Annotated in this window: 3 protein-coding genes; all 3 read right to left on the bottom strand. The window is 52.3% G+C overall.

The annotated features are described in order from the left end of the window. Nucleotides 1-124: 124 nt before the first annotated feature. The 3 genes from GM676_RS08070 to GM676_RS08060 all read right to left on the bottom strand — a co-directional run bounded on the left by GM676_RS08070 (nucleotide 125) and on the right by GM676_RS08060 (nucleotide 7817). A complete protein-coding gene (locus GM676_RS08070) occupies nucleotides 125-2677 on the bottom strand; it encodes a hypothetical protein (RefSeq protein ID WP_155463008.1) in 2553 nt (850 codons plus the stop codon). A 62-nt stretch (nucleotides 2678-2739) separates the two neighbouring features. Beyond that, nucleotides 2740-5109 carry a YecA family protein gene (locus GM676_RS08065; protein ID WP_229262581.1) on the bottom strand — a complete coding sequence of 790 codons (2370 nt, stop codon included), beginning with the start codon at nucleotides 5107-5109 and terminating at the stop codon, nucleotides 2740-2742. Between the two features lie 23 nt (nucleotides 5110-5132). Then, the gene (locus GM676_RS08060) at nucleotides 5133-7817 is read right to left on the bottom strand and encodes a TrlF family AAA-like ATPase (RefSeq protein WP_155463006.1); all 2685 of its coding nucleotides are present in this window, start codon (nucleotides 7815-7817) and stop codon (nucleotides 5133-5135) included. Between the last annotated feature and the right edge of the window lie 51 nt (nucleotides 7818-7868).

Raw genomic sequence — 7868 nt, 5'->3', positions numbered from 1 at the left:
TCGCTGCCGGCCTCCTGGACCATGCGCACGGCGCGCTCCATCACTTCGGGGGAATATCGGACTGATTTTTTCATGGTGGCTCCATTTTCTCAAATGTTGGAGCCTCCTTCAAACCCGGGGCGATTCACTTGTCCAAGTACTCGCTCTGATAGTTCCACATTTGGCCGAACGTCTCGTTAACCTCTGCAGCTCGCTCCTCGTACTTCTGCACCCCGGTCAATCGCAACAAGTAGGCCGCTGCTCGATTGCGTAGCCGCGGATGCACACCCGGCTCAGGCGTACTGGTAAGCAGTGTCTCTGCCATCTGGGCGACTTCATCACGGGCGTTTGATGCGTTCTGGCAGGCGGTCAGCAGAACCCACCGTATCCCTTCCCAGCTTCGGTCGTTGTGGTCAACCCTGACAGCCTCTCGTACCGCCGCCCGGCGAATTACCGGCATGAAGGCACTTAGATCGTGGCCCTCTAAAATTCCAGCGATAGCTACGGCAGGATCCCCCGGATGCGAATAGTCGAGCTTCAACTCCTCGCCGTGAACAACAAGCGTCGAGGGCTCAGCGATGCTGATTCGCTCAAGCAGGTGGCCGTGGTGTCGCTGGGCATAGTGGTTCGGGTCGCCAAGCTTATCTTTGTTCGGCAGAGTGACCCAGCTAGTCCAGACCAGCATGCGGCTACGGATACTCTCCCAGTCGTTCGTCCTTGAGCGTGGCAGTCGGCGCAGACTCTGAGTCGCATAGTGGAACGCGGATGACTGGGAGCTTAGCGGCGACCGCTCAATTACCGTCAACATTGAGCGCGGGAATGCCTCTCCGAACGCGAAAGCATCTTTCTCGAAATCGACCATCGGATTCTGCCCGTTCATCCAAAGCACGAGTAGCACATCTGTGATAGAACTTGCATCAGGCGTCGCGGTCGCTGAGAGGATCGCGAGCGCCGCCTTCAAGACCTCCGCCGCTAAGTCGATGGCCGCAACAGGCTCTAACCACTCAAGAACCTTGGTCTGCACGCCTTCGAAGGTGTCCGCAGCCCCTGAGAGATTGTCTAACAGCGCGATCCCCATTCCTAGAACCGTGGGTTCCTCCTTCAGAACTAGCTTTTGAGTCCCAGTGATAGATTCTTCTTTCTCGAAGAGCCGGCCATCAACGATGTCGCTAAGCCGCCTAGCGACATCTTCTCGGGACGCACTGGCAATGTTCAGACTCTTCGCGACGTCCTTGATGCTGGTGGTGAACTGTCTCGCGTTCGTCATCAGTAGGAGTTCTCGATACTCGTTCGCCCTGTCGGCAAGCCATTGAACCCAGTCGCCATCAGTGAGAGCCCCTTGCTGCCGAACTTGATGAACGTCCTTTCCGTACTCGAACAGTAGTCGGAGGACGGAGGCATCTGAGCGCATTGCGTCTTTATCCTTGAGACGGAGCACCAGTGGAAAGAGCCTTGGCGTGGAGGCCAAGTTGAGCAGACCAGGCGGCAAGTCAGAACTGCTGACGCCATGCAAGCGGAGTAATTCCTCAAGCTCCATTGGTGAGTATGCGCCAACACGAACCTGCGTAGGACGTACGACAAGCTCCCTAAACTGGCGCATGTCCTCTTCGAAGTAGTGCCTTCTTGACGTGCACAACAGCCTCACCTTGCCGGCAAGCGAGTCCCCTTGAAGTGTTTGCGCGAGCGCCGGCCAAGGTGTAAAGGGTTGCTGATTGAGTCCGTCGACAAGGAGCAGGAACGCGGCGCCGTCCGTCACCGGTCGCTCCAGCATCCTATCGACCCTCAGCCGCCAGTACTCAAGACTCTGGTGCGAGTTGGCGATGCGCCGAAGATTGCTGGCAAGCAGATCCCGCACACCTGTGTCGGAGAAGTCCTGGTTGCTGACAAACGCACTGGATGGTAACGGCAGCACAATTGGCAGCGTGGCTAGGTTCTGATTGACCCAGTCGAGCGCAACCCAAGTCTTGCCCATCCCCTCCAGTCCGGTCACGGCTACCGGTGACCTAATGTCCGAAGGGGCTAGCCACCAGTTCGAAAGCCCTAGCAGAATGTCGTTGCGCTTGAGAAGGTGGACGCCTGCCTTACCGCCGGCAGCATCTTGGTTTAAGGTGGCCTTTGCCTGCGCGCTATCTGCCCACACGCGCTGTAGGTGCGCTGCAGTTTTCTTGCGTAGATTCTCAAAACCGATATTCCACATCTCGAGGTTGGCGCGAAGGTCGTCGACAGCTGAACCAACGTGAGCCGCCAGCCCTCTGGCGGCATCGGCAGCCGCCTGGTTGACATGGGTCTCAACGATGTCGGGCCAACGTGCGCACAGAGCTGCCAGCGCGTTGATGCCACCGCCCGTGGCAGGTGCCGTCCAGTCGATGACGACTATCGGGAATCCGCGCCTGTCCGCTTCATCGCGAGCAAGTCTGCGCTCGGTCTCGCTGACAGCCTTGGTCGCAACCAAAATCCAAACTTCTAGTTGCGGATCCGCGTGGCTTGCCTCAACGATTTCGCCAGCAAGCATTCGTGGTGACAGTCGAGTGCTCTGCTTGTAGCGTTTTGACTCCACCCTGATGTCGCGACGTCTCAGCCCCGTGGTGCCGGCATCACCACCAAACTGGGATCCTGTCTTGGCGACGTAGACACCGATACCATCAAGAAGCTTGCTCAGCAAGTTTGCCGCAAGATGCTCAGCATCGCCATCATCCACATTCTCAAGTTCTGTCCGGAGCTTACTTAGAAGTGCCGTTTTTCCGGAACTCAGGCTACTTGTTACCATCTTTCACTTCCCATATAGTTGCCGTGGCATTTCTTGTATTTGGTTCCGCTGCCACAGGGGCAGGGATCGTTTCGGCCGGGCTTCTTAAACCCTACCGGTCGCGCTAACGGTTCAGGAGGCTGAAGCTTCACGACACGGTCTGAGGAAGACAAGCGTGCGGCATCTTCGAAAACATGCTCATTCTCTTTGGTCTTTATCTTGGGAACAGATACGTCTAGCCTGTAAGCGCGCTGATAGGCGCCATCAGCGTTACCTATCGCAACCACACAAACTACGCTTGTAGCATTGACGGAAAGCGCACTAGCGCTTGCCTTATCGCGCACTTTTTTCCAGTCAATCTCTTGGCCGTGTTTTTGAAGCCAAACAAACAGTGGGATGATTTTTCCACCCAAGAGGAAATGCCGAGCTGGATATTTATGCAATGACGAGCGTAGCTTGCCCAAGTACTTGGCCAAATCATTCCGGCCGTCTGTGCATAAATCACGAATGGAACTTTCGGCCGAAAGCCAGCCTTTTTCTCTGGTACCGTCTAGCGCTGCTAGCAGCAATAAAACTTCTTCTGGATAGTCCTGCTTAGGCACTGGATTAAGTGCCCAGTTCTCTCCCTCGAAGTGCTTATCTACGACGCTACACATACCGTCCCAGACGACTAGGTTGGCATTGTCGTTGGCAAGTTGGTCTGCGATTTCAAGATCAAATCGATTCTTTGTCAGGTATGCACCCAAATGATCAAACTCATCAAAAATGTGTGCACGGCGCATCCCAGCTACTGCTTGTCGAACCTCCATATAGTGGGCAAATTCCCCTGGGGTAGTCAGGAATCTTTTGAGCACGAACAAGTCGTCTATAGACATCGAGATAAAGGGGTGACTGCCCAGTAGAGGCTCTACTACAGGTAGTTCTTTGCAATAGGCGGAAAAGGGGGAGAACGATTCGACCGTCAGGCCAATGGGTAGCATTACTCGATAATCCGTGCGCCGGATTCTGCCACACTCTTCATATTTTCCCTTGACCAAAGAATAAAGTGGAACTTCATCTTTTGAGCTGATATAACTGAAAAAGCGGTCGCATTGTTTATAAGCCTTGATTACAAGATCCTGTACGGACTGCGCATGCCGGCCGAAATCAAGTGCTGGCGATGCTATCGTTGCGGCGGCGCCGGCTTTTGCTTCCACGAGAATCAACACGTCGTCAATGAGAATCAGAGTGTCGTTCTCTGCCCACTCTTTATTGGCAGTATCTTTGTAATACACTTCGTGAAAAATTTTTGCGCCAGGAAGCTGAGACGACAAAATATCAGCGAATGCTAACTCACTCATCGTTTTTTGCCTGTCTTTGAAGTCCTGCTTGTAGCTTGGCATGCGCACAAGTAAGTTATAAAGCAGTGCTCTGTAACCGGCGTCGCGAGTGAAGCACGGATCAACGGCGTAATAGTCAGTACCGAGTTGAATAAGAGGCTTCTTCCTGGCAGGCAGGGTCCGGTAGGGAGTTCCTGAAAATTCGCCTGCCGAGAAGAATTCGGTTTCTTCCCCGCGCTGGTATGCAAGATCAGCTAACAGTGCCGATGGCAATTTGGTATGGCGGGTTACATTTGCTATGCCGCCCCGAACAATGTCGTCCAATGCATAACGCGCGGCTTTTGCTTGGTCTGCGTTGGCATTGATCCATCCCTTCATTGCCTCCGATAGCGGCTTTGACTGTGATGAAGCAAATGCTTTTACCGCTTCCATCTGTTTCGTCATTTCCGCAATCGCGGTCGCGTGTCCGGTTCGCATCGTATCAGCCATAGCCTGAAATCCGTCGGCGATTTCGTTCGCGCTAGCACCGTACACTTCTTTAAGCACTTCGTCATGCGGAGCCAGAACGTATCTATAGAACTCGCCTTCCAGAACTTGATAGCGATTACCGCGCAATATTACCCATGTACACTTGGCACGAAACTCCACATCGGCTGTATCTGGACCAAATGCGCCATCTTTCGTATCCACAGAGGAAACGACAGCGAAGAGCAATGCTTGCTGCCGAAGTTTTTCACTCTGCTCGAACAACTCGGCGCATTTTGCTTCATCAAAGCTTACCTTTACGGGTTCGGTATGTGAGGCGAGAACAGCGTGCACATACTCCAGTAAGAACTGGTTCTGGTTGAGTAGCTCCTTTACGCCATCGGATTGCTCTTGATCGTGATCATTCCCAATCTGCGCCATCGCTGCCTTGATATGCCGCGCAAAGATGTAGCCAAGCAGATCATGGGGAGGCAATGATAGAACCAGCTCACGTATGCGATTAGCTGCCAGTTCCATCTCCTGACGCAGGGCCTCTATTCCACCATCGCGTAGGTCTTCATTGCTGTTCTTCTTAACCATAGAAGTGATCATTGTGGGAGTAGTCAAACGATTCCATAGATACGTGCCCGACGCTTAAATGCTTCCTTCGCTCCCTCTAAGATTTTGCAAGCAGCATCGCGTGCGGAGATATCGTCTATGGAGCCTCGCGCAACTATCTGGCTCCTGTCCCTGTTCGTTTTCAGTACGATAAGCTGTTCTGCATCACCCAACACTGCAATGTTGGCGTTATGGGTAACGATGATTACTTGACGCCGCTCCTTTGCTCTTCGGAGAACGGGTACAAAGGTATGAAAGATGAATTCGCTATCGAGATTGTCTTCAGGTTGATCTATGATTAAAGGCCGCTTACTGTCTGAGGAAAGAATAAGTGCCAGTAGTACCGATTGTTGCTGTCCAAGAGACAACTGGGAAAATTCGCGTTGTACAACCGTATTGCCACCTGATCCGAACGAGTTCCGAGTTACTGTCAATTTGGGAAAATCATCAACTTGACATTTTTCGAGCGAGGCTTTTACCGCCGACTCTCCCAATTTTGTGATGATGTCTTCGGCCTCGCTTTTGGTAAACTGCGTTGTACCATCTTCAGTCAGAATAGCGGTAAGCGTAGCAACCCGCTTTTTTGCAATCGCATCGAGCAGACCCGGCACCGTCAATGCCGTGATCAACAGTCTGGCCTTGGCATGACTCACTGTTCGCCAATTTAATGCCTCTGCAATGATGGCGACCGCTTCCTGAGCATATCCACTTTCTACGTATTGCAGTTTGACGCGTAGATCAGTTAGGACCTCACTCAGCGCTTTTGTGGCCTTGGCGGCGTAACGTTGCCGGCAGGACGAAACGCTTGAGCGTGCAGCCCATCTCTCAGACAACAAATTAGCGTACTCTGCTTTGAGACGCTTCAGCTCTGGCTCCCAGCTTTTTAGATTTGCCAGGGTTTGTTTTAGCGTTGCTTCATCATTCGTAAGTTTATTGATGTGCGCCATGTCTAGCTTGACACCCTGCTGCTCAAGCGAGGCACGCTTTACTTCAATATCATCGCGGATCGGGCGTTCTTTTAAAGCCCAGACATCCATCTCACGCTTTACGTCAGATTTGAACGATTTGAATGCTTCTTCTAACTCATACTCCAATTCCTCAGCTTTCGCTTTGAATGCATCAGCTAATTCAGCTATTTTACGCGCCTCATCAGAACCTGTGGTGATGCCGTCGGCAACGACGAATGATCGAGCGTCCTCAATCAGCGACACTACCGACTGATTTACGAGCGCCACGCTGATATCCCGAATGCTCTTAATTACCGATGTTCTTAGCCCATTTTCGGTCGCCAGGCTGCGTTGCAACTGCATTATTTCAGAGCCCTTCGCTGCTTGAAACGCAGCGACCTGCTGCTGGATTGTACTAAGCGAGCGTTGGGTTTGCGGGATCTGCGCGACAATATTTTCCGCCTTCGAAATTTCGCTTTGCTTCTCGGCCAAGGACTGTATTGCTTCAGCTTCAATACGCAGAGCATCACTAACGCCAGTAAAAGTATCCAGATATTTCATAAGTGCTAGCGGATCTGACTTAGCTTGCTCTCGTACTCTCGATGCCTCGCCTTGGCTGAAGCAGTCGATGTCAAAGCTAATTGGCCCTTCCAGCGCATCATCAAGATTCTCCAACTGCCCCCCCATAGAGCGGGACAGGCTATGTTCTTGTCCGGCTTCGTCTCTCCAGAAAAGGTGCAGCTGATTGGGCCAGACTTCGGAATCCACGACATCAGCGTCTGCTTGACCGGCGACCAAGCATTTGATCGCTTCGAATGTGGTTGATTTGCCAGTTCCGCGGCCGCCAATGATGCAGTTTAGGTTTCGGCTGAAATGAATAGCTTGGCGATCAAGAAACCCACCGCCAAATACTGCGCCGAGTACGTAGGGTGTGGTGTCGGGCACTTCCTCTTCAAGACGGACGCGCGAATCGTTTTCCTCAAATGCGTGCCTTAGCGCCAAAAATGAAGGTTCAGTCATTTTGTAGCGCGTTAGCTTTTGATCGTTCCGGGCATTACGGCCCAAAGCCGTCAATGTATGCGAATCTGAGTTCAATATTCTCGCTAAGTACTGACGCTCACCGAGGCCGAGTCGTTCAATACGCTTTTTGCCGAGTTCAACGCGAATTGGATCTTCATCATCTTGCGTGTAGGAAACTGCAGACTGAGCGGAATTGAGCTCGATGCCTAGAAGAGCACGATGGCATAAAATATCCTGCTTGAAGGAAGACCCTCCGGGATCGTTCTTCTCTAAACCGTTTCCTCCATCTACATGTGCCAGGACTCCAAAGCCGCCCTGCTCATCGACCAAGTCAAGGCACCCCGTCATATTAGTCTTGCAGCGGCTGTTTTGTGTATGACGGTCAGCAAGCTCCAAGCGACCATGAAACCGTTCAAGAGCCTCAACTGTGGGGAAGTAGCATAGCAAATGCCCCTCAGGGGTAGAGAGTTCGACTGCTGGTATTACAAGAATTCCAGCAGCGCTGCCGGCCGCTACAGCCGTGCGTACATTAAGAATCTCATTATGATCAGCGATAGCAATCAAATTTAGATTCTCAGCAATAGCAGTATCAACAATCGCCTGCGCAGTCATGTCTAAGTCGCGGACGTCGTGAGAGGCTGTATGAGAGTGAATGTGCAGGTCACCGCGATAAAATTTTGCCCCCGAGGCAAGAGCTCTGCATTCGCCTAGTTTTTCAGTCATGTCACTCCTTTTTTGCTTGCTCGGCAGATTAGCAACACAAACAAGATAGCA

It is taken from the genome of Duganella radicis, assembly GCF_009720825.1.
Classification (GTDB): Bacteria; Pseudomonadota; Gammaproteobacteria; order Burkholderiales; family Burkholderiaceae_D; genus Rugamonas; species Rugamonas radicis.
Note: the sequence above shows the minus strand (reverse complement) of the source record. Positions and strands in the feature narration are given on the sequence as shown.

What these genes read in the sequence shown, in the direction of transcription:
- GM676_RS08065 (WP_229262581.1), bottom strand. Translation starts at nt 5,109, where the DNA reads ATGGTTAAGAAGAACAGCAATGAAGACCTACGCGATGGTGGAATAGAG.
- GM676_RS08060 (WP_155463006.1), bottom strand. Translation starts at nt 7,817, where the DNA reads ATGACTGAAAAACTAGGCGAATGCAGAGCTCTTGCCTCGGGGGCAAAA.